This window comes from Mycobacterium syngnathidarum (assembly GCF_001942625.1).
GTDB lineage: Bacteria > Actinomycetota > Actinomycetes > Mycobacteriales > Mycobacteriaceae > Mycobacterium > Mycobacterium syngnathidarum.
In genome coordinates this window covers 281,789-308,163 of record NZ_MLCL01000029.1, presented here as the reverse complement: position 1 = coordinate 308,163, position 26,375 = coordinate 281,789, and the positions used below count along the sequence as shown (strand labels likewise).

The window sequence follows — 26,375 nt, the reverse complement described above, 5'->3', positions numbered from 1 at the left end:
CAGTCCGCGGGCTACCCCCGATAGTCTGTTCAGAACATGAGTAAGCGGCAGTCGCCCGGCGCAGCTGGTTGGGCACCGACGATCGGGTGGCGGCTTTTTCAGTTGCTCACAGTGGCCGGGCTGATCCTGGTTGGCTGGCGGCTACTGGGCCACGTGCCCTATCGCATCGACATCGACGTGTACCGGATGGGCGGGCGGGCCTGGTTGGACAACCAACCGCTGTATGCCGACGGCGCCATCTTCCACACCCAGGGCGGCCTCGATCTGCCGTTCACCTATCCACCGCTCGCGGCAATCCTGTTCGCGCCGTTCGCCTGGCTGTCGTTGCCTGCGGCCAGCGTGGCGATCACCGCCACCACCCTGGTCCTCCTGATCATCTCGATGGTCATCGTGCTGACGCGCCTGAACATCTGGCCCGAAACCACGATCACCCCGGAGCCGGCCTGGCTGCGTCGCTGCTGGTTGGCGACCGCACTGGTGGCACCCGCGGTCATCTGGCTGGAGCCGATCCGGTCGAACTTCGAATTCGGTCAGATCAATGTGGTCCTGATGACGCTGGTGATCGCCGACTGTGTGCCGCGCCGGACACCGTGGCCCCGCGGCATGCTGCTGGGCCTGGCGATCGCGCTCAAACTCACTCCCGCGGTGTTCGTTCTGTATTTCCTGCTGCGTCGCGACTTCCGCACCCTGCTGCGGACCGGCGCCGCCGCGGTGGTGGCGACCGTAGCGGGATTCGTCCTGGCCTGGACGGACTCGATCGAGTACTGGACGGAGACGGTGCGCAACACCGACCGGATCGGAACGGCCACCCTCAACACGAATCAGAACATCGCGGGCACGCTGGCGCGGCTCGGCCTGTCCGAGGGGCCGCGGTTCGCGTTGTGGGTGATCGCCTGCTTCGCGGTGCTGGCTCTGACGGTTTGGGCGGTTCGGCGTGTCCTGCGCTCCGGCATCGACGAGGGACCGGTGGTCGCGCTGATCTGTGTCGCGATGTTCGGCCTGGTGGTCTCGCCGGTGTCGTGGTCACACCACTGGGTGTGGTCACTGCCTGCCCTGGTGGTCACCGGCGTCCTCGCCTACCGGATGCGCCAGACACATCTGGCCGCGCTGTGCCTGGCCGCGGTGACGCTGATCGGATTCGCCTTGATGGTGTGGACACCGATCGCGCTGCTGACCCCACACCACGAGACCGCGGCGTCAGTCGTCCGGCAACTGGCCGCCGATTCCTACCTCTGGTGGGCACTCGCGGTCATCGCGGTGATCGGAGTCGTCTCCACTCCCCGGGCGGGCAAGACTGCTGCGGCGCCCGCGACCCCGCTGGTTCACCTCAGCGGCGGCGAAAGCGCCTAACCCGCAGCGGCGTGCGGCAGCCGGGAAGCCGGCTTGCTCGCGTCGACCGGCTGGCCGTTGGTCTGTTGCGCGCTCTCCTTGACCGCTGCCGCGTAGATGTCGACGTATTCCTGACCGGACAGATCCATCAGGTCGTACATCACCTCGTCGATCACGGCGCGCTCGATGAAACGGTTGCCCGCCAGGCCGTCGAACCGGCTGAAGTCCATCGGCTCACCAAACCTGACCTCGACCCGGCCGAACCGAAGCCCCTTGGACCCCGGCGGATTGACCACGTCGGTGCCGACCATGGCCACCGGGATCACGGGCACACCGGTCTCCAGCGCCAATCTGGCCAGCCCGGTCTTGCCCTTGTAGAGTCGGCCGTCCGGTGAGCGGGTGCCCTCGGGATACATCCCGAGCAGCTTTCCCTCGCCCAGGATGCGCTTGGCGGTGATCAGCGCCGCCTGCGCCGAATCGGCATCGGTGCGGTCGATGGGCACCTGGCCCACGACGGTGTAGAACCAGGCCAGGAACCGGCCCTTGATCCCGGTGCCGGTGAAGTACTCCTGCTTGGCCAGGAATGTGATGCGGCGGCTGACCACCAGCGGAAGATAGAAACTGTCCATCACCGCCAGGTGATTACTGGCCAAGATGGCTGGACCGTCGGCCGGAACATGTTCCAGCCCAGTGATTTTGGGGCGACCCAACACGGCCAGCAAGGGGCCCAACAGGATGTACTTGAACAGCCAATACCACATGGACCCTCCACTTGTGCGCACTGCGCAATGCTCTGCGACAACTGTACCCAGGCCATGTTGTGGCTACCACAGCAAGCCCTGTATGCCTGCTGTGTCTCAGCAGTACAGCAAATTGCTCAATCCGCTCAATCTTCGAAGGTGACCGGGATGTGCTGGTAGCGGCCGGGCGACGGCGGGGACGGATAGTCGTCGGGTGGCGGTGTATCGGGACCGCCGCCGGGTGGCGGGCTACCCCCGCCTGGGCCGTCATCTGGCCCGTCGGTTCCGTCGGCTCGTCCATCGTCGAGAACCGCACGGATCACCGTCAGCAGGGCCACGCTGTGCTCACCGATCACCGACAGCAGCGGATGCTGCTCACCGTTGATCACCGCGGCCAGTGCACACACCGGACACCACACCTGCTGACACTTGCCCGGGCTGCCGTCGGCCGAGGCCGCGAAGCTGACCGCGGCCAACCGCACCGCCGGGTCAAGCCGGTCGAGAATCTCCTGCGCCAATTGCCGCAGCTCCGAACCCAGCTCGGGATGAGATCCCGTCATGCCGGCCACACCTCCGGATTCGGACGAAAACGTACCGTCAGCTCACTACCGCGCAATTGCGCATCTGTCACGATGCAACGACGCAGGACAGAGGCCAACCGCACCCGGCGCCGCATGCCCGCAACACCGATGATCAAGTCGTCATCGACACGACCCAACGTGAGGTCGGCCGAATCGATCTGCGGCAACTCTAGCCGCATCCGGTACACCGCTTCGAGTCCAGACCCCGACTCTCGGTCGACGATGGGCCGCAACGGGCCCGGCGGCGGCGACCCGTCGCGCCGTCGCGCCCGGTCGATCAACTCTCCCAGCGCCTTGGGGCCGATCGGCTCCCCCGGCACATGCGGCACGAGCACCAACTGCACGTCACCGATGCCGGCATCGAGACCGTCGAGCACCGACTGCTGTTCGGCGATCCGCTCGGTGTACCAGTCGAAGGCGGGATGGGCGGGAAGATTCTGATACTCGAACGAATCATCTTGCACCAAAATCTGATTGACGATGATCTCGGTAACCTCGACGCCCATCAGGGCAAGCGAACCCAATGTTCGCGCCGCCTCGGCCGCCACCACCCGCTCGGGGGTGAGCACCAGATGGGCGCTCACCCGGGATCCGTCGGTGAGCAGGGCACCCAGTTTGCGGATGCCGGCATCCACCCGCTCGATCAAGGCGACGATGGCCGCGCTGACCGCGTCCGGCGAACCCGACAGGCGGCGGTGCCGTGGCCAGGCCCGCTCGAGATACAGGCCGAACGTCTCCGGCAACGTGAGCATCCGCAACGCATCGGCGGTCGAAGCACAGTCCACGACCACGTGATCCCAGCGACCAGAATCGGCGAGCTCCCCCACCTCGTGCAGCCCGAGCACCTCCTGAATTCCCGGTAACGCCGAAAGTTCTTCAGGAGCAACATCTCCCAGATCGGAATCGGGGAAGCGAGCTGCCAGCGGGCCGGCCGTCTCAACCCAGCGGGCACCCAGCAGGGCCAGCGTGTCGAGCGCAAGGGCATCGAGCACGCCGCCCGCTTCGGCCGATCCGGCGTCCAGATCGCAGAGCACCCGAGTGGGGGCCCGCAGACCTGTGGGGGCGAGCGTGATCCCCAGTACATCGCCCGTGGAATGCGCCTGGTCGGTCGACACGATCAGCACCCGCTGTCCCGACGCGGCGTCACGGACCGCGGTTGCCGTCGCCAGCGTCGACTTACCTACCCCACCCTTGCCGACGAACAGGCTGATCCTCGCGGGAGAAGGTGCGCTTCCGTCCGGCGAAGTCACTCAGCCTCTACTCGTTTCTTGAGGTCTTTGAGTGCGGTGTCGGTGAGCCGCCGCTCGGCCTTGCGTTTGAGCAGACCGATCATCGGAATCATCAGGTCGACCGAGAGCTCATACGTCACCTCGGTGCCAGATCCCTTGGGCGCCAACCGGTATGTCCCCTCCAGTGCCCGCAACAGCGAACTGGATACCAGCGACCAGGTCACCGACTTGCGGTCGGCCGGCCACACGTAGGCCAGCACCATGGTGTCTTTGAGCACCGCGGCATCGAGCACGAGCCTCGCGGTCTTGGGATTTCCCTGCGGGTCTGTCTCGAGGACCTCGGCTTCTTTGTATTCGGCGACCCACTGCGGGTACGAGCCGATATCGGCGATGACATCCATCACCGTCGCCGGCTCAGCGTCGATGTAGATGGTTTGTGTCGTCTTGTCGGCCACCGCGTCGCCCTTCTCCCCGCCCCACGGGGCTGCCCTGGCTCTCGGGAGAGAAATCTACCCTCCTGTCGAGGGACCCGGTCAGGCCAGTCGGGATACCCCGACCGGGCGAGCGGCCTCAAGACGCTGCTTGATCCCGAACGACATCGCCTTGCCCGCGACCCGGCGTTCGTGGTTCATCTTTGCCAGATCCATCTGGGCCAACTGCTTGGCCGTGGCGCCCGACGGTTCGGCGTGCAGGAAGTAATGCAGCACCACACCGTCCATCACCTTCTCGAGCCAGACCTCCATCGTGCCGGTCAACGCGCCGGTCACATTCCAGCGGTGGCCCTTCTCGGCACGGTCCTCGACAACCTTGAGCACCAGGTCGGGCCACCACCGCCGCCAGCTGGCCGGGTCGGCGACCGCGGCGCCCACGGCGACCGGATCGGCGCACACGAACGTCTCGTCAGCGATCTGAATGCTGTTCATCGCGGACTAGCTTCACACATGCCTGATCGTCTGCCTACTGCGGCCGACTAGGCTGACCCGCAAAGCCGGTACCACAAGCCTGGAGGGCAAGATCGTGCGTGAGTCAGAGCGGGAATACAGCGTGCCCGCGTCTTTTACCGTCGGCGAGCACGACAGCATCGTCAATTCGGTATCCACGCACGCCGCCGACAGCCCCGACCACGTCATCTTCCGGCGCCTGGTCGACGGCGAGTGGACCGACGTGACCTGCGCCGAAGCGGCCGGCCAGATCCGAGCGGTGGCCCTGGGCCTGATCGCCGAGGGCATCCAGCCCGGCGATCGTGTGGCAGTGCTGTCGGCCACCCGTTACGAGTGGCCCATCATCGACTTCGCGATCCTGTCGGTGGGCGCGGTGACCGTGCCGATCTACGAGACCTCCTCGGCCGAACAGGTGCGGTTCGTCCTCGACAACTCCGCGGCGAAGATCGTCTTCGCCGAGACCGACGCGCACGCCGAGACCGTCGAACAACTCCGCGGCCAGCTGCCCGAACTACACAAGCTGCTCACCATCGACGGCACCGGCACGCCTGCACTGGACGCCATGGCCGAAGCGGGTAAATCGGCCGACGCTGCCGAGCTCGACAAGCGACTGGCCGGGATCCGGTCGGCCGACCCGGCCACCCTGATCTACACCTCGGGAACCACCGGCCAGCCCAAGGGCTGCCAGCTGACCCACTCGAATTTGCTCTACGAGATCCGGGGCGCCAAGGCCTGCTTCCCCACTCAACTGGCCCCAGGCGAACGAATGCTGGTGTTCCTGCCGCTGGCCCACGTGCTGGCCCGGGCCATCACCATCGCGGCGTTCACCAACAAGGTCACCCTCGGGTTCACCAGTGACATCAAGAACCTGGTCCCGACCTTCGGCATTTTCAAGCCGACCCTGGTGGTCTCGGTGCCCCGGGTGTTCGAGAAGGTCTACAACACCGCCGAGCAGAACGCCCGCAACGACGGCAAGGGCAAGATCTTCGCGATCGCCGCCGACACCGCGATCGAGTGGAGCAAGGCCCAGGACAATAAGGGCACAGCGGGCGCGTCCTTGATCCTCCGCGCCAAGCATGCACTGTTCGACAAGCTGGTCTACGGCAAGCTGCGGGCAGCCCTCGGCGGCGAATGCCGGGCGGCGATCTCCGGCGGCGCGCCGCTGGGCGCGCGGCTGGGCCACTTCTATCGCGGCGTGGGCCTGAGCATCTACGAGGGCTACGGCCTCACCGAGACCAGCGCGGCCATCACCGTCAACCGGGTCAACGAGCTCAAGGTCGGCTCGGTCGGCAAGCTGATGCCGGGCAACAGCATGCGCATCGCCGAAGACGGCGAGCTGCTGGTCAAGGGCGGTGTGGTGTTCAGCGGCTATTGGGGCAACGAGACCGAGACCAACGCGGTGTTCACCGATGGCTGGTTCCACACCGGTGACCTGGGTTCCATCGACGACGACGGCTTCCTGACCATCGTGGGACGCAAGAAGGAGATCATCGTCACCGCCGGCGGCAAGAACGTCGCCCCCGCGCTGCTCGAGGATCGGTTGCGGGCCCATCCCCTGATCAGCCAGGCGATGGCGGTGGGCGATCAACAGCCGTTCATCGCCGCGCTCATCACGATCGACCCCGAGGCGTTCCCGGGTTGGAAGCAGCGCAACGGCAAAGACACGGCCGCATCGGTGGGCGATCTCGCCGACGACCCCGATCTGCTGGCCGAGATCGACCTCGCGGTCAAGGAAGCCAATCAGGCGGTGTCGCACGCCGAATCGATCCGCAAGTTCCGGATCCTGCCGGTCGACTTCACCGAGGACACCGGTGAACTGACTCCGACCCTGAAGGTCAAGCGCAAGGTGGTGGCCGAGAAGTTCGCCACCGACATCGCCGCGCTCTACGGCTGATCGCGCCGGCTCAGCCCGAGAGCAGCCCGGTCAGCCGGGCGCCCTGGGCGCGCCACTGCCAGTTGTCGACTGCCCAGTGGCGTCCTGCCGTCCCCATCGCGGCGGCACGGCCGGGATCGGCCAGCACGTCGCCGACAGCCGTCGCTACCGCCGCCACATCGGTACCGTCCACGACGGTGCCGGTCCGGCCGTCGAGGACGGTTTCGGGTGCCCCGCCTGACGTTCCGGCGACCACCGGGACGCCACACGCCGAGGCCTCGAGGTAGACGATGCCCAACCCCTCGACATCCAGGCCCGCGCCGCGGGTTCGGCAAGGCATCGCGAACACGTCGGCCATGGCATGGTGAGCGGGTAGTTCCGCGCCGGGCACCGCGCCGGTGAAGGTGACGTCAGCGGCCACGTCGTGCGCGTGCGCGAGTTGTTGAAGTTTGCCCAGGTACGGTCCCCCACCGACGACGACCAAGGCGGCGCCGGGAACGCGACGGCGGATGGCCGGCCAGGCGCGGATCAGCATGTCCTGCCCTTTGCGTGGCACGAGACGCGACAAGCACACCACTACCGGACGCCGGTCCAGCCCGTAGCGGGCACGCAATTCGGCCCGGGCCACCGGATCGGGCACGAAACGATCGGTGTCCACGCCGGGCGGCAGATGCTCCAGCGCGGCCCGGGGGCCGAACGCCGAGGCGAACCGGCCGCGGGTGTAGCGGCTGACGAACGTGACGACATCGGCATCGTCGCCGATACGGCGCAGTGCGGCTCGCGCCACCGGAAGCATCGACCAGCCGACTTCGTGGCCGTGGGTGCTCGCCACGATGCGCCGGGCCCCGGCTCTGCGAGCCAGTGGGCTCAGGAGGGCCAGCGGTGCAGCCGCCCCGAACCACACCGTCTCGATGCCGTTCTCGGCGATCAACCGCTGCATGCGGGACGCGACGGTCGGCTCGGGCACCATCAGCGTCGTCGGGTGGCGCACCACCCGGTATCCGGCCGCTACGGCCCGATCATCGAAATCCGGTGCGCCCTTCCATTTCGGTGCGTACACCGTGAGCTCGTGCGAGCCGTCGCGCACCAATTCACCGACGAACGCCTCAAGGTACGACTGGATGCCGCCGCGTCGCGGTGGAAAGTCGTTGGTGACCAACAAAACCCGCGTCATCGCGATTGACTGCCCTCTGCGACCCGTCTGGTGTCCATCGCCGCAAGGCTATCCGGTCAGCCAGCGACGCCAACCGGCGACCACGACGTCGAGGTCGGCGCCCAGGACCTCCCGCACGGCGGTGGCCACATCCGGATGGCCGGGTCCGCAGGCGCGCAGATAGAGCTCACGCAGCTTCGGTGCGCCGTACACGTCGGCGACATAACGGCTGAACCACCACGCCCGGTCATAGGCCAAGCTGCGGACGCGCCCGGGGGTGTCAAGGTCCGCATCGGAAGGCAGCTGCACCGGCAGCCCGGCCTGCTCCGGTACCGCCGTGGGCGGGCGGCCGACATAGTCGGCCACCCCTTCGGTCAGCCACCGCGGTGCATCGGCTGCCGTCGCTGACCGGGCCGCGTAATGAAATAGCTCATGACGCAACACGATTCGCAACGCCGCCGGACTCATGTGGGCTGCGCCGGGGGCGAACATGATCCGTTGTGCAGTCGTGGTCGCGGCGATGTCGGCGGCTCCGCCGGCCAAAACCCGGAACTGCTGATCGGAGCCTGCGACCGCGATCTCGATGTTCTGCCGCCAATCCGGCCCCCAGAACGCGGTCACCGCAGCGGCAGCGGCGGGAAGCTCCGCGGCCAGCCGCTGAGGCAGGTCCGAGGACTGAGAGCCTTCGAGGGCGAGTAGCTGGGCGGTGCGACCGTCGGGCAACACCACCGACGTGACGGGGTCGGGCGGTACCGGGACAGCCGGAGCGGCCGCGCTCCGAGACGGCGCCGCCGGCGAGGCCAACTGGGCCGGCGATGCGGCCGTCCAGAGCAGCACCGCCGCCAGCGCGAGTTCCACCAGCAGCAGTGCGGCCAACAGCCGCCTGCGGGTACTCAGAAGCGAACCGCTATCGGGCCGGCTCAGTAGCGGCGAACGTTGTAGATCGGCGCATTGTTGACCGGGGCGACCCGAACCGGGGTGCCGTAGGTCGATGCATGCACCATCATTCCGTCGCCGATGTAGATGCCCACGTGGGAAGCATCGGAGTAATAGGTCACCACGTCGCCGGGCTGCATCGAATCCGCCGACACCGGCTGACCCCCGCGGGCCATGGCCTGGCTCGAATGCGGCAGTGAGATCCCGGCGTGCTGGAACGCCCACATCACCAGACCTGAGCAGTCGAAGGAGCTCGGACCGGCCGCGCCCCAGGAGTACGGCGAGCCGATCCGGCTCAACGCCGCCTGGATGACAGTGCCCGAATGGCCACCGCCCCCGTCTGGCAGAGCCCCCTCCGGCGGGGCGACATCACCGGGCGGTATGCCGTTCGGCGGGTCGGCCAATATGGCGGGATCCTGCGCCGGCGGCAACACTTCGGGCGCAGGCACCGGCGGCGTCGGCGGCAAGGCGTTCATCGCGTCCCGCTGGGCCGGGCTCAACGCCTGGTACTGCGATTTGACGATGGCGATCTGAACCTGCAGTTGACTTTGCTTGGATTGCAGGTCGGCGCGCACTGCGGCGGCCTGCTCGGCGGCGGTCTTGGCGTCTGCGGCCGATTTCGCCGATTCCTTCTCCGCCAACGCGGCCTTTTCGCCCATCGAGCGGAAGTTCTTCATCTGCGCCGACATCTCGGTCGCCATCACCCGCTGCACGGCGAGCTGCTCGATCAGATGTTGCGGCGAGCCGGCGGTCAAGATCGCATCGACACCGGAGGTTCGGCCGCCCATGTACTGAGCCGCAGCTACCTTGTTGACCGATGACTGGAAGATAGCCAGCTGCGACTTGGCCTGGTCGACCGCCGCGGTGTCGTCGGCGTGCTTCTTTTCCGCGCTCTGTTGTGCGGCAAGCTTGTTGTTGAGATCGAGCTGCGCCGAGTGCATCGCCTCAGTGGTCTGCTCGGCCTGGCGGGACAGCTCGTTGAGCTTTGCCAGCGCATCGTCACCAGGGTCGGCGTGCGAACTGGTGGCCAGCAATCCGGATATCAAGAGCAAGCCCGCTATTGCACCTGCAATGGGTCGCTTGACACGACTTGTGGGCCGGTGCGCGCGCTCGTGCCTCAAGTTTTCGTCCTCACAACTGGCGATGGCGAGCCGCCTCGAACTGCTCTTAGGTCTCAGATAGGTTACGAAACGGCATCGGGCTTGTCCAACAGAAGCTGCAAATTTAACAGCCCTCCCTGGGAATTTTCCTGTGCGGGAAGCGTTGCGTGTCGTCAGGCGACTCCCGTTCTGCCGTCTCGGTGAATCGGCACGAGCCGAAGCCGTGGAGCAAGACCCACGTCAGCGAGCACTTCCAGCGCCGCACGCTCGTCATCCAGCAAAGTTTCGGGGACGCCGAGCAACACGCTCACGACGCAGTCCTGACAGCCGGGCCCGCGTACCGCGCAATCGTCACAGTCGATGGTCACGCTGCCCGTGTCGAGCTCGTGTGGGCGAGGCTCGTCGGCATAGGACCAGTTGTCCTGCCGCACTCCGCTCATCTTGACCGTCCTTTCGATCGGTGTTGAGCGCACGCTATCGCCGCGCACCGACAAGTAGCGGGGCCGACAAGTAGCGGAGCGAAGGACGGCGAGCTTGTCGGCGTTTGTCGGGGGCAGTGCCTACCGTCATCGCCATGGGCCAGCGCATCACCGCCGAAGCCGAGCAGCTGACCTTGAGTTTGGGCCCCGCCGTCGACCCCGATGGGGCACTGTCCCTCGCCGAGACCACGTTCGTGGTGGTGGATCTGGAGACCACTGGTGGGCGCGCCACCGCGAAGGCGCCGGGCGATGGCTACGACGCCATCACCGAGATCGGTGCGGTGAAGATCCGCGGCGGCGAGGTGCTCGGAGAGTTGGCCACGCTCATCGATCCGGGCCGCGCGATCCCGCCCCAGATCGTCGAGCTCACCGGCATCACCACGGCGATGGTGCGTGACGCGCCCAAGATCGAGAGCGTGCTGCCCGCCTTCCTCGAGTTTTCCCGGGGCGCGGTGTTGGTCGCCCACAACGCCGGGTTCGATATCGGGTTCCTGCGCGCGGCATCGGAGCGGGCCGGGCTCAACTGGCCGCGCCCGCCGGTGCTGTGCACGGTGAAACTCGCCCGCCGTGTGCTGACCCGGGACGAAGCGCCGACCGTGAAGCTGTCCGCACTGGCCCGGCTGTTCGGCGCATCCACGACACCTACGCACCGCGCGCTCGACGACGCCCGCGCCACCGTCGACGTCCTGCACGGCCTGATCGAACGAGTCGGCAACCAGGGCATCCACACCTTCGTCGACCTCAAGAACTACCTGCCGGATGTCACCCCGGCGCAGCGCCGTAACCGTTCACTGGCCGACCGGTTGCCCAACCGGCCCGGCGTCTACCTGTTCCGCGGGCCCTCCGGCGAGGTGCTCTACGTGGGTACCGCTGTCGATCTGCGACGCCGGGTCCGGCAGTACTTCACCGGCGCCGATCCGCGGGCCCGGATGAAGGAGATGGCCTCCCTGGCGCAGGCCGTCGACCATGTCGAATGCGCCCACGACCTGGAGGCCGGGGTCCGCGAGCTGCGAATGCTCGCGGCCCACGCACCGCCGTACAACCGTCGTTCCAAATTCCCGCAGCGCTGGTGGTGGGTGGCCCTCACCGACGAGGCCTTCCCACGACTGTCGGCGGTGCGAAACCCGGGTCGCCGCACCGCTTTCGGGCCGTTCTCGGCCCGGGCCGACGCCGTACAGTCGGCTCTGGTGCTGGCCCGGTTCACCGGTGTGCGCACCTGCACGGCCCGCTTCGGCACGACCGCGACCCACCATTGCCCCGAGGTCGAACTGTCACCGTGCCCGGCCCCGCAGGATGTTGCCGCCGCGTCGTACGCGGCCGCCGTGGAACGGGCCACCGCGCTGCTCAACGGCACCGACCACGACGCCTTGTCGGCGATATTGGCCCACATCGGCGAGCTGGCGGCCGCCCGGCGGTATGAGACCGCCGCCCGATTGCGCGACCACGCCGCGGTCGCCATCGAGGCGCTGTGGCGCGGGCAGCGGCTTCGCGCTCTGTCCGAAGTGCCCGAGCTGGTGGCTGCGCGCGGTGACGGCAATGGCGGCTGGCATTTCGCGGTCATCCGCCACGGCCAGTTGGCCGGGGCCGGCACTGCCCCGCGCGGTGTGCCGCCCATGCCCGTGGTCGATGCGATCTGCACGGCTGCACAGGTAATCCTGCCCACCGCAACGCCTCTGGGTGGTGCGCTGGTGGAGGAGACCACGCTCATCGCCCGCTGGCTGGCCGCCCCCGGGGTGCGCATCGTGCGTGCCGCTACCGGCTATGCGACGCCGATCGGCGCGGCCGGCCGCTATGCGCAGTGGGCCGCAACCGCGCGCTCGGCCCGGCTGGCGGCGGCCCAGCAGCACTCAGAACTGCAGGCTGAACCGCACCCAACGCGCGAGCAGCTGTTCGGCCGCACCCGAGTCGATGGCCTCGGTGGCGCGCGCCAGACCGTCTTCCCACGCAGGCACCCACTTGGCGTCGCTGGCTAGGCCGGCATGGGCCACCATCGCACCTGCCGCGTTGAGCACCACCGCATCACGCACGGGCCCCTTGGCCCCGCTCAGGACGGCGCGCGCCGAGGCCGCGTTGGCGGTGGCATCGCCGCCGATCAACTCGCTGATGTCGGCACGCTTGAAGCCGAAGGCCGCGGGATCGAACTTCAACCGGTCCACGGTGCCGGCCTGCACGCGCCAGATGGTGCTGGTGGTTGTGGTGGTGAGCTCGTCGAGGCCGTCGTCGCCGTGCACGACCAACACGCTGGAGCCGCGGGCTGCGTACACTCCGGCCATCACCTCGGCCAGGTCGTCGAACGCACAGCCGATCAGGCCGGCCCGGGGGGCGGCCGGATTCGTCAACGGTCCAAGCAGATTGAAGACCGTCGGGACACCGATCTCGCGGCGCACCACCGAGGCGTGCCGGTACGACGGGTGGAACTGCGGGGCGAAGGCGAACCCGATACCGACCTCGGCGACACTGCGGGCCACCTCATCGGGGCCCAGGTCGATCCGCACCCCGAGCGCTTCCAAGGTGTCCGCACCGCCCGACAACGACGACGCCGCGCGGTTACCGTGCTTGATCACCGGCACACCGCAGGCCGCCACCACGATGGCCGCCATGGTCGACAGGTTCACCGTGTTGGCCCCGTCGCCGCCGGTGCCGACGATGTCGACGGTTTCGTGGCCGATCTGAGCCGTGGGCACCCGGCGGGCATGCGACAGCATGATGTCCGCCAACTCCCCGACTTCCGCGGAGGTCGGGCGCTTCATCTTCATCGCGACCGCGAAGCCCGCGATCTGAGCCGGGGTCGCCACACCGGTCATGATCTGGTCCATGGCCCACCCCGCATAACCGTTGGGCAGGGTCTGCTCGGTGGTCAGCCGCCCGAGGATGAGCGGCCACGACGGCGCCGCCCCGGCGCGTGCGGAGGACTGGTCGCCCGGCGGGAACTGAGGAGAAGATGCAGGAGCCACCGCCGAATGCTATCTCCGCGCCCGTCTGCGGCCCGCTCCACGCCGACCAGAAGGCGACACGTTTGGGGTCAATTGCTCGACCCGGGTGGAGTTCGACAACTACAAAGCGTCATACTTGCGGATGTGACGAGCGCTGTAGGTACCTCGGGAACGGCAATCACGTCGCGCGTTCATTCGCTGAACCGGCCGAACATGGTCAGTGTCGGCACCATCGTGTGGCTTTCCAGTGAACTCATGTTCTTTGCTGGACTCTTCGCGATGTATTTCACGGCGCGCGCACAAGCCGGTGGCGACTGGCCACCCGAGCCGACCGAACTCAATTTGGCCCTTGCTGTTCCGGTGACGCTGGTTCTGATCGCGTCATCCTTCACCTGCCAGATGGGCGTGTTTGCCGCCGAACGCGGCGACGTGTTCGGGCTGCGCCGGTGGTATGTGATCACGTTCCTGATGGGCCTGTTCTTCGTACTGGGCCAGGGATACGAGTACATCCACCTGGTCGAGCACGGCACCACCATCCCGGGCAGCGCCTACGGATCGGTCTTCTATCTGGCGACCGGTTTCCACGGCCTGCACGTCATCGGCGGACTAGTTGCGTTCATATTGCTGCTGGCCCGCACCAAGATGAGTAAGTTCACGCCCGCGCAGGCCACCGCGGCGATCGTCGTCTCGTACTACTGGCACTTCGTCGACATCGTCTGGATTGCGCTGTTCGCCACCATCTACTTTGTCCGATGATCGGCTCGCCGATGCGTCCGACGAAGGGCTCGCCGAAGATCGACTCGATGAGAAGGGGTTCGATGACCAGCAAGTCGCGCCGACGACTGCGCCGACGACTGTCAGCAGGCCTACTGCTGCTGGTCGGCCTGTCAGTCGCAGGTGGTGTTGCGGCCACGCTGACGCCCACACCGCAGGTCGCAGTCGCCGACGAATCGCAGTCGGCACTGCTGCGCACGGGTGAGCAACTGTTCGAGACGTCGTGCGTTTCGTGCCACGGCGCCAACCTGCAGGGTGTGCCCGATCGCGGGCCCAGCCTGATCGGTACCGGCGAGGCAGCGGTGTACTTCCAGGTGTCGACCGGTCGCATGCCCGCCATGCGTGGTGAGGCCCAGGCGCCCTCCAAGCCCGAGCACTTCGACGAGAACCAGATCGACGCGCTGGGTGCCTACGTTCAGGCCAACGGCGGCGGCCCGACGGTGATCCGCGACGAGCACGGCGGCGTGGCCCAGGAATCGCTGATCGGGTCCGACGTGGCCCGCGGCGCCGACCTGTTCCGGCTGAACTGCGCGTCCTGCCACAACTTCACCGGTAAGGGCGGCGCGCTGTCCTCCGGTAAGTACGCGCCGGACCTCGGGAACGCCGAACCGGCCCAGATCTACACCGCGATGCAGACCGGCCCGCAGAACATGCCGAAGTTCTCCGACCGGCAGCTGTCGCCGGAAGAGAAGCGCGACATCGTCGCCTACGTCCGCGAGTCGGCTGAGACACCCAGCTACGGCGGCTACGGGCTCGGCGGCTTCGGGCCGGCTCCCGAGGGCATGGCGATGTGGATTATCGGAATGGTCGCCGCTATCGGCGTGGCAATGTGGATCGGGGCACGAGCATGACCGACAACACACCGAAGATTCCCAGCGACGACGAGCTGGCTTCGATGTCGCGTGAGGATCTCGTTGAGCTCGGCGGCAAGATCGACGGCGTCGAGACGATCTTCAAGGAGCCGCGCTGGCCGGTCCCCGGCACCAAGGCCGAGAAGCGCACCGAGCGGCTGGTCGCGTACTGGCTTCTGCTCGGCGGGCTTTCGGGCCTGGCACTGTTGCTGATCTTCATCTTCTGGCCGTGGGAGTACCAGCCCTTCGGGTCGGAAGGCGAGTTCCTCTATTCGTTGGCCACCCCGCTGTACGGCCTCACGTTCGGGCTTTCGATCCTGGCGATCGGCATCGGCGCGGTCCTGTTCCAGAAGAAGTTCATCCCCGAGGAGATCTCGGTCCAGGATCGCCACGACGGACGCTCCCCCGAGCTGGCCCGCAAGACCATCGCGGCCAACCTCGGTGACGCTCTGGAAGGCTCGACCGTCAAGCGCCGCAAGCTGATCGGCTTGTCGCTGGGCATCGGCCTCGGCGCATTCGGTGCCGGCACCCTGGTCGCGTTCATCGGCGGGTTGATCAAGAACCCGTGGAAGCCGGTGGTTCCGACCGCCGAAGGCAAGAAGGCCGTGCTGTGGACGTCGGGGTGGACTCCCCGGTTCCACGGCGAGACCATCTACCTGGCCCGCGCAACCGGCCGGCCCGGCTCGTCACCGTTCGTCAAGATGCGACCCGAGGATCTCGACGCCGGCGGCATGGAAACCGTCTTCCCCTGGCGTGAGTCCGACGGCGACGGCACCACGGTCGAGTCGGAGCATCACCTGACCGAGATCGCCATGGGTGTGCGTAATCCGGTCATGCTGATCCGCATCAAGCCGGCCGACATGCCTCGCGTGGTCAAGCGGAAGGGCCAGGAGAGCTTCAACTTCGGTGAGCTGTTCGCCTACACCAAGGTCTGCTCGCACCTGGGCTGCCCGTCCTCGCTCTACGAGCAGCAGACCTACCGCATCCTTTGCCCGTGCCACCAGTCGCAGTTCGACGCGTTGCACTTCGCAAAGCCCATATTCGGTCCGGCTGCGCGCGCTTTGGCGCAGCTGCCCATCACCATTGACAAAGACGGCTACCTGGTCGCCAACGGCGACTTCGTCGAACCCGTCGGACCGGCATTCTGGGAGCGCAAATCATGAGCCCTGACCTTGCCAAGGTCGCAGCCGCCCAAGGCGATGCGATCGATTCCCGTTATCACCCGTCGGCTGCGGTACGCCGGCAGCTGAACAAGGTGTTCCCCACCCACTGGTCCTTCCTGCTGGGTGAGATCGCGTTGTACAGCTTCATCGTGCTGCTGATCACCGGTGTCTGGTTGACGCTGTTCTTCGATCCGTCGATGGCACACGTCACCTACGACGGTGTTTACCAACCGCTTCGCGGTGTGCAGATGTCGCGGGCCTACGAGTCCGCCCTCGACATCAGCTTCGAGGTGCGCGGCGGGTTGTTCGTCCGCCAGATCCACCACTGGGCCGCGTTGATGTTCGCCGCGTCGATCATGGTGCACATGGCGCGCATCTTCTTCACCGGCGCCTTCCGCCGTCCCCGTGAGGCCAACTGGGTTATCGGCTCGCTGCTGCTGATCCTGGCGATGTTCGAGGGCTACTTCGGCTACTCGCTGCCCGACGATCTGCTCTCCGGTATCGGTCTGCGCGCCGCGTTGTCCTCGATCACGCTGGGTATGCCGATCATCGGAACCTGGCTGCACTGGGCGCTGTTCGGTGGTGACTTCCCCGGCGAGATCCTGATCCCGCGCCTTTACGCGCTGCACATCCTGCTGATCCCGAGCATCATCCTCGCCCTGATCGGTGCCCACATGGCGCTGGTGTGGTTCCAGAAGCACACGCAGTTCCCCGGCCCCGGCCGCACCGAGACCAACGTCGTCGGCGTGCGCGTCATGCCGGTGTTCGCGGTGAAGTCGGGTGCGTTCTTCGCGATGATCACCGGTGTGCTCGGCCTGATGGGCGGCCTGCTCACGATCAACCCGATCTGGAATCTGGGCCCCTACAAGCCATCTCAGGTGTCGGCCGGTAGCCAGCCCGACTTCTACATGATGTGGACCGAGGGCCTGGCGCGTATCTGGCCGGCGTGGGAGTTCTACCCGTTCGGCCACACCATCCCGGCGGTGGTCTGGGTCGCGCTCATCATGGGCGGTGTCTTCGGTCTGCTGATCGCCTACCCCTTCATCGAGAAGAAGGTGACCGGCGACGACGCACACCACAACCTGTTGCAGCGTCCGCGTGATGTGCCGGTGCGGACCGCCATCGGTTCGATGGCGATCGCGTTCTACATGGTGCTGACCCTGGCCGCGATGAACGACATCATCGCGCTCAAGTTCCACATCTCGCTGAACGCGACCACCTGGATCGGCCGCATCGGCATGGTCGTGCTGCCGGCCATCGTGTACTTCGTCGCCTACCGCTGGGCAATCTCGTTGCAGCGCAGTGACCGTGCGGTGCTCGAGCACGGCATCGAGACCGGCATCATCAAGCGCCTGCCGCACGGTGCCTACGTCGAGCTGCACCAGCCGCTGGGACCGGTCGACGATCACGGCCACCCGATTCCGCTGGAGTACCAGGGTGCTGCCCTGCCGAAGCGGATGAACAAGCTCGGTTCGGCCGGCTCACCGGGCACCGGCAGCTTCCTATTCGCCGATCCGGCTGTCGAGCACGATGCGCTCACCGAGGCCGCACACACCTCGGAGCACAAGGCCTTGACCGCCCTGCGCGAATACCAGGGTCAAGACGGCAACGGGGAGACCAACGGTCACCACTGACCACTCCCCTACCCCAAACAATCGCCGCAACCTCATCGAGAGGTTGCGGCGATTGTTTTGTGTGCAGGTGGATCTCTTCGGCCCGCATCTGGGGACGGGTGACGGGCGCCGAGGTCATGTCACGCCAGCGCAACCGTCGAGCCCGAGAGCCACCCCAGCGTGACACTGGCTAACCGGGAGCTAGGCCACACCCGAGGTCATGTCACGCCAGCGCAACCGTCGAGCCCGAGAGCCACCCCAGCGTGACATTGGGCAGCCAGCGTGACACGGGCCCAGGCAACGGCTCCCAGCGCCCGCCACGGCGCACGCTGCGGGCGCAGACAGTCAGGGTTCAGGAGGGCAGAGCGTCCAGCTGGCGCAATGCGACGACCAACAGGCCGACGAGACCGGCGGTGGCGAGGCCCGCCACGCCATACAGACACCAGGCCGCCACATTGCTTCCGGTGGCCATGAGATAGGTGGCCAGGCCGACGGCTGCAGTTCCCAGGCCGATGGCGCAGACGACAGAGAGGGTAAATCGCAGCCATAACGCCTCGACCGCCGCGGCGGCCGCGCCGGTGCCGGCGGTGTAGCGACTCATCGCGGGCGGTGCGGCCCGGTAGCTACCACCGATCGGGCGTGGTGACCGAGCCGGCGGCTGGGGTCTGCGACCGGGCTGGGGGTGGTCCGCCTGGGCTCGCGCCCGCAGCAGCAATGGCACGGCCCCGGCGATCACCACGACCGACAAGCCCATCACGGTGTAGAGCACCCATGGAGTGTCAGCACTCTCTACGCCCTGCGGATGACTGCGGCCCAGATCCACCAGCGCGACGACAGCGGCCACCCCAGCACCCAGTGCAGCGAGCCATACCGCGGCGCACGCGCCCAGCAAAACTCGGTCGGTGTTGTCGAGTTCGCTGATCGGCCGGGACATCAGCAGGCAGTCTGTGCGGAGTTGTTGGCGTTCGACGACAGCACGGTTCCATCGCTGGCCGTGATCGAGCAGTTCAGCCTGCTGACCAGGAACAAGCTGGACGCCTCGACAGATCCGACGTCCGAGTTGGAGATCGGGGTCATCGTGAAGGTCCACGGGATGTACACATTGCGCAGGGTGCGCCGGTTCCCGTTGCCGTCGACGTAGGTGATCGTGATGATGTCACCCGGCGCCTTGGTACCCGTCACCGAATAGGTGACCTGACGGGGCCCGGCATGCGTCGTCGTGGTGGTCGGCGGTGCCGCCGGCGTGCTGGGAGCCGGGGGCGGCGCCTCGCTGGGCGGTGCCGGGGCGGGCGGCGGCGGCTCGGTGACCGTCACGGTCTCCGGTGGTGGCGGGGGCGGCGCCTCCGACGTCGGAGGGGGCGGTGGTGGCGCCGGTGGCGGAGTCGTCGTGGTGATCTCGTCCTGCACCGGCGGCGCCGACGAGGTGGTACTCGGCTGCGGGGTCGCCAGGTTGGTGGTGTCTTCGTCTCGGGTCACCAATACGGCCACAGACGCGACCAGGGCGACGGCTGCGATGATGGCCGTAACGCCGACCACCCAAGGCCAGCGCGGCGGCGGGGCGGTGTCGACCAGCTCGGTAGCCGAGTCGTAGTCGTCGTAGTCGTAGAGCGCCACATCGGCCGGCACGTATGGCCCACTGGTGAACTGCTCCGACTCGGGCGCGGAATACGCCTGCGAGTAGAACTCCGTCTCGCCGCCGTCCGCGTCGGCGCCGGTCACCTGAGTCGGCTCCTCGGGTGCAGAGTGTTTTCCGGGTTGATCCGGCAAATCAGAACCGGAGGCACCCGGTTCCGGGGGATTCGGCCCGCTCATCTACGCCTATCCTTCTCGACAACTTCACTGCCACGCGGAACGAACGAGGACGTTCGCTGGTGACAGTGCCCCGGCAACATTACCGAACGAGATGATGCCGGCGGGTCTGGCGCTGCCGGTGGCAGATGAAGTTACGGCCCGATTGTGACCTTGGGCAAGGTCACAATCGGCACGTTCCGACGGATCAGTGCTTCTCCGGACCCCAGTAGTACTCGAAGACCAGGCCGCTGACAGCCAGCAGCACGAAGCAGACGCCTGCCACGATCAGCCAGGGAAGCCACAGGGCAGCGCCCACGGCAGCGACCGAGAAGGACAGTGCGATCAGGATCGGCCACCAGCTGTGCGGCGAGTAGAAGCCCAGTTCCCCAGCGCCGTCGCTGATCTCGGCGTCCTCGTAGTCCTCCGGGCGGGTGTCGAGACGACGCGCCACAAAGCGGAAGAACGTTCCGGTGATCAGGGTCAGGCCGGTGGTGAGAACGAGCGCGGTGGTACCGGCCCACTCGACACCGCCGTTGGCGAACATCGCCGTCAACACGCCGTAAACCACCGCCGACAAGGCGAAGAACGCCGTGAGGATCTCGAACAGTCGAGCTTCAATATGCATTGCGTGTAGCCCCTACTTGCTCGCCTGCGGTGCCTGCTCACCGCGTCGGGTGTCGAACGGGTGCGTGGTGATGGCCAGCGGCTCCTGGTTGATGGCCGCCAACGCCTCGGCATTGGTCTTGCCGGCGTTGCGCTGATCGATGTAGGCCTTGAAGTCGTTGGGCTCAACGACCCGGACCTCGAAGTTCATCATCGAGTGGTAGGTGCCGCACATCTCGGTACAGCGCCCCACGAACGCGCCGGTCTGCTCGATCTTGCTGACCTGGAAGATGTGATCCGAGTGGTTGGCCACCGGATCGGGCATCACGTCGCGCTTGAAGAGGAATTCGGGAACCCAGAATCCGTGGATCACGTCCGCGGAGTTGAGCTGGAACTCGATGCGCTTGCCCACCGGGAGCACCAGCACCGGAATCTCGGTGGAGCTGCCCAGCGTCTCGATCTTGTCGAAGTTCAGGTAGGTGCGATCTTCGGGGTTCAAGCCGCGCACCGCGCCGACACGCTCTTGTCCGTGCGCGTCCTCGCCCTCCGGCTTGGACGTCATCGCGGCCTTGCGTTCTTCATCGGCCCCGTTGTAATCGAATGAGCCGTCGGCGAAATCGATCTTCTGGTAGCCGAACTTCCAGTTCCACTGGAAGGCGGTCACGTCGATGACGACCTCAGGGTTCGGATCCTTGTGCAGCATCCGTTCCTGGACCACGACGGTGAAGTAGAACAGCACCGAGATGATGAGGAACGGGATGACCGTCAGCACCAGCTCCAGCGGCATGTTGTAGCCGAACTGGCGCGGCAGTTCGGTGTCGCCCTTCTTCTTCCGGTGGAAGGCACTCGACCAGAAGATCAGGGCCCACACGATGGCACCCACCACGAACGACGCAATCACCGAGCCGATCCATAGCTCTCGGTTGAGTTTGCCCTCCGGGGTGATCCCGGTCGGCCAGCCGAGCGCGAGTGCGTCCTGCCAGCTGCAGCCGCTCAGCAAGAGTGCCGAGCCACCCAGGACAATGGTCAACAACGCCGCTCGGGCCACCGCCTTAAGCCCGCGAGGTGTCACGTTGGCGCCTCCTAGATCGGTATTTCGCGACCGCGACCGGTCGTTGTTTTGCGAATACTACGCAGCGTAGACCACGCCGGTCCACGGGAGCGAAGCGACTCGGGAATGCGGTTGCGAAGGCCCTGCAGCGACGGGCGCGACCCCCCGGGTGGTGGTCTCGGCGAACCGCCGGATCAGACATACTGGCGCGGTGTGCGGACTGCTCGCGTTGGTAACTGACCCCTCCGAATCCTCCCAGGCTGAGGCCTCTGCTGAAACCGGATCGCGGCTGGTCGACGCGGTGGCTGGAGCCTCCCACCTGATGCGTCACCGGGGCCCGGACGAGCCCGGCACATGGGCCGATACGAGTGGCGAGGGCACTGTGGTGCTCGGCTTCAACCGGCTGTCGATCATCGATATCGCGCACAGCCACCAGCCGTTGCGGTGGGGACCTGCCGATGCGCCGGACCGTTACGCGCTCGTCTTCAACGGCGAGATCTACAACTATCTGGAGTTGCGCGAGCAGTTGCGCACGGAGTTCGGTGCGGTATTTCACACCGACGGGGACGGCGAGGCCATCGTCGCCGCCTACCACCACTGGGGTGCCGACGCGCTGCATCGACTACGCGGAATGTTCGCGTTCGCGGTGTGGGACACCGTGGAGCGTGAATTGTTCTGCGCCAGAGACCCGTTCGGCATCAAGCCGCTGTTCATGGCTACCGGGCCGGGTGGCACCGCGGTGGGCAGTGAGAAGAAGTGCCTGCTGGACCTGGCCGACGTTCTCGGGCTGGACCTGGGCATCGACGATCGGGCGGTACAGCACTACACGGTGCTGCAGTACGTGCCCGAACCAGAGACGTTGCATCGCGGCATCCGGCGCTTGGAGTCGGGCAGCTACGCGCGGCTCAAGCCCGGCGGCCGCCCCGAGGTAACGCGCTACTTCGTCCCGAAGTTCACCCCGGTGCCCTTCCTCAAGGATGCCGAGCAGTCCCGCTACGACGAGATCACCGCCGCCCTCGAGGATTCCGTCGCCAAGCACATGCGCGCGGATGTGACGGTGGGCGCGTTCCTGTCCGGCGGTATCGACTCGACGGCTACCGCGGCGCTGGCGATGCGGCACAATCCGCGGCTGATCACGTTCACCACCGGCTTCGAGCGGGAGGGCTTCTCCGAGGTGGACGTGGCCGTCGCGTCCGCCGAGGCCATCGGCGCCCGGCATGTCACCAAGGTGGTCAGCCAGGCCGAGTTCGTCGAGGCGCTGCCGGAAATCGTCTGGTACCTGGACGAACCGGTAGCCGACCCGGCCCTGGTGCCGCTGTTCTTCATCGCCCGCGAGGCCCGCAAGCACGTCAAGGTGGTGCTGTCCGGCGAGGGTGCCGACGAGTTGTTCGGCGGGTACACGATCTACCGGGAGCCGTTGTCGCTGCGGCCGTTCGACTATCTCCCCCGGCCGGTGCGCAAGTCGCTGGGTAAGGCATCCAAGCCGCTGCCGGAGGGCATGCGCGGCAAGAGCCTGCTGCATCGCGGTTCGCTGACGCTGGAAGAGCGCTACTACGGCAATGCCCGCAGCTTCTCCGATGATCAGCTGCGGGCGGTCCTGCCGGGCTTCCGGCCGGAGTGGACCCACACCGACGTCACCGCACCGGTGTACGCCGCATCCCAGGGCTGGGATCCGGTGGCCCGGATGCAGCACATCGATCTGTTCACCTGGCTGCGCGGTGACATCTTGGTCAAGGCGGACAAGATCACCATGGCCAACTCATTGGAGCTGCGGGTTCCGTTCCTGGACCCCGAGGTGTTCGCGGTGGCGTCCAAGCTGCCCGTCGATCAGAAGATCACCCGCTCGACAACCAAGTACGCGCTGCGGCGTGCGCTCGAGCCGATCATTCCGGCGCACGTGCTGAACCGGCCGAAGCTGGGCTTTCCGGTGCCCATCCGGCACTGGCTGCGCGCCGGTGAGCTGATGGACTGGGCCTACTCGATGACGGCATCCTCGGGTGCCGGCGAGCACGTCGATCTGGGCGCGGTCCGCACCATGCTCGACGAGCACCGCAACGGCGTCAGCGATCACAGTCGCAGGCTGTGGACCGTGCTGATCTTCATGCTGTGGCACGCCATCTTCGTCGAGCACAGCGTGACCCCGCAGATCTCCGAGCCCCACTACCCGGTGCAGCTCTGAGCCGAGCAGGCTCAGAGCCGCGGCCGGGTCTCAGGCCAGCGCCTGGCCGATCTCGGCGCCGGCCTCGGGGCCGTAGGCGTCGGTGAGGCGCTGCACGGCCTCGGCCGCATCCCAGGTCCATTCCTGCGGACCCGTCGACTCCAGGACCAGTACCGCGACCAGCGAGGCCAGCTGGGCGGAGCGCTCGAGGTTCAGTCCCGCGCTGCGTCCGGTGAGGAAGCCGGCCCGGAAGGCGTCGCCGATGCCGGTCGGGTCGGCCTGGAGCTTCTCCGGGACGACGTCGACGTGCACAAAGGTGCCGTCCGAGCTGACCAGGTCGACGCCCTTGGCGCCGAGTGTGGTGACGCGCATGCCGATCTGGCTCATCACCTGAGCCTCACTCCACTCGGACTTCTGCAGCAGCAGGTCCCACTCGTAGTCGTTGGTGAACAGGTAGGCGGCGCCGTTGATGAGCTTGCGGATCTCCTCACCGGAAAGCCGGGCCAGCTGCTGAGAGGGGTCGGCGGCGAACGGCAGACCGAGCTTGCGGCACTCCTCGGTGTGCAGGAACATCGCTTCCGGATCGTTGGCGCCGATGATCACCAGTTCCGGGGCGCCGACCCGGGCCACCAGATCGGCCAGCGAGATGTTGCGTGCCTCCGACATGGCTCCGGGGTAGAACGACGCGATCTGGGCCATGTCCTCGTCGGTGGTGCAGACGAAGCGTGCGGTGTAGGCGCTCTCGGAGATCAGCACGCTGCCGCAGTCGACATTGGCGCCTTCGAGCCAGGTGCGGTAGTCGTCGAAATCCTGACCCGCTGCGCCGACCAGCGCGACGTCGCCGCCGAGGATACCGATCGCGAAGGCCATGTTGCCCGCGACGCCCCCGCGGTGGATCACCAGATCGTCGACCAGGAAGCTCAGCGACACCTTCTGCAGGTGGTCGGCCAGCAGTTGCTCGGAGAATTTGCCCGGGAACCGCATCAGGTGGTCGGTCGCGATGGATCCGGTAACTGCGATGGTCACGTGGTGTCACCCCTCATTTCGTTAAGTCGGCTACATAACAGTACCCGGGCGGCCCATCGGCGATCGGCGCGCGCCGTCGCACTTCGCGGGTTGCGCTAACCTGCGTATAACCGTATTCCCGGTCACCGTAGACGGCTGACCAACTTCCAGATCACGCGGGGAGCGCCATTTAATGACTGGTTCCTACCAGTACCCCGAGCAGACTCCGCCTCAGCCGTATCCCGAGCAGGTGTCGTCCGCCCCGTCCGCCTATCCAGGGACGCTGCCGCCGCCGGTGCCCTACCCGACCCGCCGGCGCTGGCCCAAGATCCTGGCGGCAACGTTGGCGGTGGTGGCGCTGGTGGGCGTGTTGACCGCAGTGCTGGTGGCCGGCCGCCGTGGTCCGGCCGCACCGATGGTGCTCTCGGACGCCCGGGCCCAGGCCGCGGTCCAGGAGTACCTCAACGCCCTGCTGGACGGGGATGACGAGACCGTCGCGCGGCACACCTTGTGCGGGTTGTACGACGGGGTCAAGGAGCGCAAGGCGGATCTGGCGGTGGCGGGCTTGGCCAGCGACGCATTCCAGAAGCAGTTCAGCCAGGTCGAGGTGACCGGCATCGACGCGAACGTGCCGTGGTCCACCACACAGGCTCAAGTGCTGTTCACCATGCGCGTCGCACCGGCCAGTGGGTCCGCACGCGGACAGCGCCCCATCAGTGACGAACAACAGGGCGTGGCACAGCTACTGGTGAAAAGAGACGGAAACGGCGAGCAGGTCCTGGTGTGCTCGTACGTGCTGCGCACCGGCGGTCAGTACTGACCGCCGGCGGTCAGTACTGACCGCCGGCGGTCAGCTCACGTCAGTTGAAGGAATCGCCGCAGGCGCAGGAACCGGTGGCGTTCGGGTTGTCGATCGTGAAGCCCTGCTTCTCGATCGAGTCGACGAAATCGATGGTGGCGCCTTGTACGTACGGCGCGCTCATCCGGTCCACGGTCAGCTTGACGCCGCCGAATTCGGCGGTGAGGTCGCCGTCGAGGGCACGGTCGTCGAAGAACAGGTTGTAGCGCAGGCCGGCGCAGCCACCGGGCTGGACCGCGATACGCAGTGCGAGGTCGTCGCGACCTTCCTGGTCCAGCAGCGCCTTCGCCTTCGTCGCAGCAGCGTCGGACAGGGTCACACCGTGGGTTTCGGTGGTGGCGTCCTGAACAGTCATAGCTCTCCCTAAAGCATCCCTGGGCATCAAGACGCGTGGACGTACCGCGCGTCTACTACTTCAACGGTACCTTGTTCCGGCGCTATTCCCGACTTGTCCACAGGCCGGGGCGTGTGGCCAGGCCACCTTCGGCGGGCAGTAACCTGGCTGGCGTGAAGCTGCTGGGCCGTAAGAAGGACAACGAAGGCGAACCCGCCGGCACCGACCAGGTCGAGAAGGGTGCCGCGGACGCCGCGCCGACCGACGCCGGCGGTGCCACCGCGGGCACCGCCCCCAAGGGCAGGCCCACCCCCAAACGCAGCGAGGCCACCAAGCGGCGCGGCCCGGTCGCCCCCGCGCCCCTGACCGCGGCCGAGGCTCGTCAGCGCCGCAAGGAGTTGCGCGGGCCGAAGCTTTCCAAGGAAGAGCGCAAGATCGAGCGGCTCTCCCGCCGAGCCGACATGGCTGATCGCCGCGAGAAGATGATGGCCGGCGAGGAGTCCTACCTGCTGCCCCGCGACAAGGGTCCGGTTCGCCGCTATGTCCGCGACATCGTGGACTCGCGCCGCAACGTGCTGGGCCTGTTCATGCCGGCTGCCCTGGCGATGATCTTCTTCATGTTGGCGCTGCCGTCGCTGAAGTTCCAGCAGATCCTGTCCTACGCGATGCTGATCCTGGTGGTCGTCATGCTGATCGACGGGTTCATCGTCGGCCGCAAGGTGAACCACATGGTGGATGACAAGTTCCCCGACAACACCGAAAGCGGTTGGAAGCTAGGGCTTTACGCGGCCAGCCGGGCGTCGCAGCTGCGCCGGATGCGCGCGCCGCGGCCGATGGTCGAGCGCGGCGCCAAGATCTCTTGATGCCGCGTCAGGCGGG

Annotated in this window: 25 protein-coding genes and 1 pseudogene; 10 read left to right on the top strand and 16 right to left on the bottom strand. The window is 66.8% G+C overall.

Annotation, left to right across the window (positions count from 1 at the left end):
• The first annotated feature begins 36 nt into the window (after window positions 1–36).
• Window positions 37–1,350, top strand: coding sequence for a glycosyltransferase 87 family protein (locus tag BKG60_RS09390; RefSeq protein ID WP_070185316.1), 1,314 nt, complete (start codon window positions 37–39; stop codon window positions 1,348–1,350).
• On the opposite strand, the gene BKG60_RS09385 is transcribed toward BKG60_RS09390, so the two are convergent.
• From BKG60_RS09385 to BKG60_RS09365, 5 genes are all read right to left on the bottom strand, one after another.
• Window positions 1,347–2,090, bottom strand: a complete 744-nt coding sequence (locus BKG60_RS09385) for a lysophospholipid acyltransferase family protein (RefSeq protein WP_070185317.1) — start codon at window positions 2,088–2,090, stop codon at window positions 1,347–1,349. The genes BKG60_RS09390 and BKG60_RS09385 overlap by 4 nt on opposite strands.
• Window positions 2,091–2,215: 125 nt before the next feature.
• Window positions 2,216–2,629 (bottom strand): hypothetical protein, encoded by a 414-nt coding sequence (locus tag BKG60_RS09380; RefSeq protein WP_070943542.1) that lies wholly within the window; start codon window positions 2,627–2,629, stop codon window positions 2,216–2,218.
• Window positions 2,626–3,900: an ArsA family ATPase gene (locus BKG60_RS09375; RefSeq protein WP_110764911.1), complete on the bottom strand. Its 1,275-nt coding sequence runs from the start codon at window positions 3,898–3,900 to the stop codon at window positions 2,626–2,628. Before BKG60_RS09375 ends, BKG60_RS09380 begins: the two co-directional genes overlap by 4 nt.
• On the bottom strand, window positions 3,897–4,334 hold the full coding sequence (locus BKG60_RS09370) for an SRPBCC family protein (RefSeq protein ID WP_070185318.1): 438 nt from the start codon (window positions 4,332–4,334) through the stop codon (window positions 3,897–3,899). Before BKG60_RS09370 ends, BKG60_RS09375 begins: the two co-directional genes overlap by 4 nt.
• 78 nt (window positions 4,335–4,412) lie before the next feature.
• A complete protein-coding gene (locus BKG60_RS09365; protein ID WP_070943318.1) occupies window positions 4,413–4,802 on the bottom strand; it encodes a polyketide cyclase / dehydrase and lipid transport in 390 nt (129 codons plus the stop codon).
• A gap of 94 nt (window positions 4,803–4,896) precedes the next feature.
• On the opposite strand from BKG60_RS09365, the gene BKG60_RS09360 reads away from it, so the two are divergent.
• Window positions 4,897–6,714, top strand: coding sequence for an AMP-dependent synthetase/ligase (locus tag BKG60_RS09360; protein WP_070943319.1), 1,818 nt, complete (start codon window positions 4,897–4,899; stop codon window positions 6,712–6,714).
• Window positions 6,715–6,724: 10 nt separating this feature from the next.
• Here the strand turns inward: BKG60_RS09360 and pimB are convergent, their stop codons facing one another.
• The 4 genes from pimB to BKG60_RS09340 all read right to left on the bottom strand — a co-directional run bounded on the left by pimB (window position 6,725) and on the right by BKG60_RS09340 (window position 10,322).
• A complete protein-coding gene (gene pimB, locus BKG60_RS09355) occupies window positions 6,725–7,867 on the bottom strand; it encodes a GDP-mannose-dependent alpha-(1-6)-phosphatidylinositol monomannoside mannosyltransferase (RefSeq protein ID WP_070943320.1) in 1,143 nt (380 codons plus the stop codon).
• Between the two features lie 48 nt (window positions 7,868–7,915).
• Window positions 7,916–8,713, bottom strand: coding sequence for a peptidase (locus BKG60_RS09350; RefSeq protein ID WP_070943543.1), 798 nt, complete (start codon window positions 8,711–8,713; stop codon window positions 7,916–7,918).
• Between the two features lie 53 nt (window positions 8,714–8,766).
• Window positions 8,767–9,903 carry a peptidoglycan hydrolase RipC gene (gene ripC, locus BKG60_RS09345; protein WP_070943321.1) on the bottom strand — a complete coding sequence of 379 codons (1,137 nt, stop codon included), beginning with the start codon at window positions 9,901–9,903 and terminating at the stop codon, window positions 8,767–8,769.
• 152 nt (window positions 9,904–10,055) lie between these two features.
• Complete coding sequence (locus tag BKG60_RS09340; RefSeq protein WP_070943322.1) at window positions 10,056–10,322, bottom strand: hypothetical protein; 267 nt, start codon at window positions 10,320–10,322, stop codon at window positions 10,056–10,058.
• Between the two features lie 134 nt (window positions 10,323–10,456).
• Here BKG60_RS09340 and BKG60_RS09335 point away from each other — a divergent pair.
• A pseudogene (locus BKG60_RS09335) lies at window positions 10,457–12,271 on the top strand (DEDD exonuclease domain-containing protein); the annotation flags it as partial.
• Here BKG60_RS09335 and trpD read toward each other — a convergent pair.
• Window positions 12,209–13,315 (bottom strand): anthranilate phosphoribosyltransferase, encoded by a 1,107-nt coding sequence (gene trpD, locus BKG60_RS09330; protein WP_075909582.1) that lies wholly within the window; start codon window positions 13,313–13,315, stop codon window positions 12,209–12,211. The pseudogene BKG60_RS09335 and the gene trpD overlap by 63 nt on opposite strands.
• A gap of 123 nt (window positions 13,316–13,438) precedes the next feature.
• On the opposite strand from trpD, the gene ctaE reads away from it, so the two are divergent.
• The 4 genes from ctaE to qcrB are packed head-to-tail and all read left to right on the top strand — an operon-like array spanning window position 13,439 to window position 17,716.
• Window positions 13,439–14,050, top strand: coding sequence for an aa3-type cytochrome oxidase subunit III (gene ctaE, locus BKG60_RS09325; RefSeq protein ID WP_003885537.1), 612 nt, complete (start codon window positions 13,439–13,441; stop codon window positions 14,048–14,050).
• A gap of 47 nt (window positions 14,051–14,097) precedes the next feature.
• Window positions 14,098–14,919 (top strand): cytochrome bc1 complex diheme cytochrome c subunit, encoded by an 822-nt coding sequence (gene qcrC, locus BKG60_RS09320; protein WP_207549527.1) that lies wholly within the window; start codon window positions 14,098–14,100, stop codon window positions 14,917–14,919.
• Window positions 14,916–16,082 (top strand): cytochrome bc1 complex Rieske iron-sulfur subunit, encoded by a 1,167-nt coding sequence (qcrA, locus tag BKG60_RS09315; RefSeq protein WP_070185325.1) that lies wholly within the window; start codon window positions 14,916–14,918, stop codon window positions 16,080–16,082. The genes qcrC and qcrA overlap by 4 nt, the downstream gene beginning before the upstream one ends.
• A complete protein-coding gene (gene qcrB / locus BKG60_RS09310; protein ID WP_070943324.1) occupies window positions 16,079–17,716 on the top strand; it encodes a cytochrome bc1 complex cytochrome b subunit in 1,638 nt (545 codons plus the stop codon). The genes qcrA and qcrB overlap by 4 nt, the downstream gene beginning before the upstream one ends.
• A 331-nt stretch (window positions 17,717–18,047) precedes the next feature.
• On the opposite strand, the gene BKG60_RS09305 is transcribed toward qcrB, so the two are convergent.
• The 4 genes from BKG60_RS09305 to ctaC all read right to left on the bottom strand — a co-directional run bounded on the left by BKG60_RS09305 (window position 18,048) and on the right by ctaC (window position 21,161).
• Window positions 18,048–18,629 (bottom strand): DUF2561 family protein, encoded by a 582-nt coding sequence (locus BKG60_RS09305; RefSeq protein ID WP_070943325.1) that lies wholly within the window; start codon window positions 18,627–18,629, stop codon window positions 18,048–18,050.
• On the bottom strand, window positions 18,629–19,507 hold the full coding sequence (locus BKG60_RS09300; RefSeq protein WP_070185327.1) for an MmpS family transport accessory protein: 879 nt from the start codon (window positions 19,505–19,507) through the stop codon (window positions 18,629–18,631). Before BKG60_RS09300 ends, BKG60_RS09305 begins: the two co-directional genes overlap by 1 nt.
• Window positions 19,508–19,691: 184 nt before the next feature.
• Complete coding sequence (locus BKG60_RS09295) at window positions 19,692–20,111, bottom strand: cytochrome c oxidase subunit 4 (protein WP_070185328.1); 420 nt, start codon at window positions 20,109–20,111, stop codon at window positions 19,692–19,694.
• 12 nt (window positions 20,112–20,123) lie between these two features.
• Window positions 20,124–21,161 carry an aa3-type cytochrome oxidase subunit II gene (ctaC, locus tag BKG60_RS09290; RefSeq protein WP_070943326.1) on the bottom strand — a complete coding sequence of 346 codons (1,038 nt, stop codon included), beginning with the start codon at window positions 21,159–21,161 and terminating at the stop codon, window positions 20,124–20,126.
• Between the two features lie 190 nt (window positions 21,162–21,351).
• Here ctaC and asnB point away from each other — a divergent pair, with 190 nt between their 5' ends.
• A complete protein-coding gene (gene asnB / locus BKG60_RS09285; RefSeq protein WP_070943327.1) occupies window positions 21,352–23,319 on the top strand; it encodes an asparagine synthase (glutamine-hydrolyzing) in 1,968 nt (655 codons plus the stop codon).
• Between the two features lie 30 nt (window positions 23,320–23,349).
• Here the strand turns inward: asnB and BKG60_RS09280 are convergent, their stop codons facing one another.
• Window positions 23,350–24,324, bottom strand: a complete 975-nt coding sequence (locus BKG60_RS09280; protein ID WP_070185331.1) for a carbohydrate kinase family protein — start codon at window positions 24,322–24,324, stop codon at window positions 23,350–23,352.
• Between the two features lie 172 nt (window positions 24,325–24,496).
• Between BKG60_RS09280 and BKG60_RS09275 the strand changes: the two genes are divergently transcribed.
• The gene (locus BKG60_RS09275; RefSeq protein WP_070943328.1) at window positions 24,497–25,123 is read left to right on the top strand and encodes an Rv0361 family membrane protein; all 627 of its coding nucleotides are present in this window, start codon (window positions 24,497–24,499) and stop codon (window positions 25,121–25,123) included.
• Window positions 25,124–25,163: 40 nt separating this feature from the next.
• Here BKG60_RS09275 and BKG60_RS09270 read toward each other — a convergent pair whose 3' ends face one another.
• The gene (locus BKG60_RS09270) at window positions 25,164–25,517 is read right to left on the bottom strand and encodes a HesB/IscA family protein (protein WP_070185333.1); all 354 of its coding nucleotides are present in this window, start codon (window positions 25,515–25,517) and stop codon (window positions 25,164–25,166) included.
• Window positions 25,518–25,669: 152 nt separating this feature from the next.
• On the opposite strand from BKG60_RS09270, the gene BKG60_RS09265 reads away from it, so the two are divergent.
• Window positions 25,670–26,359, top strand: a complete 690-nt coding sequence (locus tag BKG60_RS09265) for a DUF3043 domain-containing protein (RefSeq protein WP_070943329.1) — start codon at window positions 25,670–25,672, stop codon at window positions 26,357–26,359.
• Window positions 26,360–26,375 lie beyond the last annotated feature (16 nt).

Coding starts and splice junctions, on each gene's coding strand:
- BKG60_RS09390 (WP_070185316.1), top strand. CDS start 37: ATGAGTAAGCGGCAGTCGCCCGGCGCAGCTGGTTGGGCACCGACGATC.
- BKG60_RS09385 (WP_070185317.1), bottom strand. CDS start 2,090: ATGTGGTATTGGCTGTTCAAGTACATCCTGTTGGGCCCCTTGCTGGCC.
- BKG60_RS09380 (WP_070943542.1), bottom strand. CDS start 2,629: ATGACGGGATCTCATCCCGAGCTGGGTTCGGAGCTGCGGCAATTGGCG.
- BKG60_RS09365 (WP_070943318.1), bottom strand. CDS start 4,802: ATGAACAGCATTCAGATCGCTGACGAGACGTTCGTGTGCGCCGATCCG.
- pimB (WP_070943320.1), bottom strand. CDS start 7,867: ATGACGCGGGTTTTGTTGGTCACCAACGACTTTCCACCGCGACGCGGC.
- BKG60_RS09340 (WP_070943322.1), bottom strand. CDS start 10,322: ATGAGCGGAGTGCGGCAGGACAACTGGTCCTATGCCGACGAGCCTCGC.
- qcrC (WP_207549527.1), top strand. CDS start 14,098: ATGAGAAGGGGTTCGATGACCAGCAAGTCGCGCCGACGACTGCGCCGA.
- qcrA (WP_070185325.1), top strand. CDS start 14,916: ATGACCGACAACACACCGAAGATTCCCAGCGACGACGAGCTGGCTTCG.
- qcrB (WP_070943324.1), top strand. CDS start 16,079: ATGAGCCCTGACCTTGCCAAGGTCGCAGCCGCCCAAGGCGATGCGATC.
- BKG60_RS09305 (WP_070943325.1), bottom strand. CDS start 18,629: ATGTCCCGGCCGATCAGCGAACTCGACAACACCGACCGAGTTTTGCTG.
- BKG60_RS09300 (WP_070185327.1), bottom strand. CDS start 19,507: ATGAGCGGGCCGAATCCCCCGGAACCGGGTGCCTCCGGTTCTGATTTG.
- BKG60_RS09295 (WP_070185328.1), bottom strand. CDS start 20,111: ATGCATATTGAAGCTCGACTGTTCGAGATCCTCACGGCGTTCTTCGCC.
- BKG60_RS09275 (WP_070943328.1), top strand. CDS start 24,497: ATGACTGGTTCCTACCAGTACCCCGAGCAGACTCCGCCTCAGCCGTAT.
- BKG60_RS09270 (WP_070185333.1), bottom strand. CDS start 25,517: ATGACTGTTCAGGACGCCACCACCGAAACCCACGGTGTGACCCTGTCC.